The 364-nt window shown below is 31.6% G+C and carries 1 protein-coding gene; it reads left to right on the forward strand.

Translation table 11 applies throughout. The annotated features are described in order from the left end of the window. Window positions 1-123: 123 nt before the first annotated feature. The gene (locus tag ACYQ2O_RS12970) at window positions 124-306 is read left to right on the forward strand and encodes a hypothetical protein (RefSeq protein ID WP_459796807.1); all 183 of its coding nucleotides are present in this window, start codon (window positions 124-126) and stop codon (window positions 304-306) included. The last annotated feature ends 58 nt before the right edge of the window (window positions 307-364 follow it).

Here is a 364-nt window from a genome sequence, read left to right on the forward strand (position 1 = left end):
TGATTCATAAGAAGACCTCTTTTCTGGATTTGTGGTTATCTCTAGATTAAGGGTCTTCTTTCTTTTTGTCTACTTTAATTTCTTGCCCTACTATTTTACTTTCCGACAACTATTTTACACATAGTGCCGGTTTTAGCAACTACTGATATAAACACAGATATTGGAGAAGTCATAGAAAATGGTAAATTTGGTTATTGGTGTGAAAGTGGAAAACAAGAAGACTTTAATCAATTAGTTAATAACTCAAGTTTTGCAGTTGAATATCCAGGTTTAACCCTTGCGGTTATTGAAACTTCTTATAAATAATTATCAAAAAACACACAAAAAGACACCTCTCTTTGGTAAAATGTAGTCACCATAACAA

This window comes from Alkalibacterium sp. m-11 (assembly GCF_054658155.1).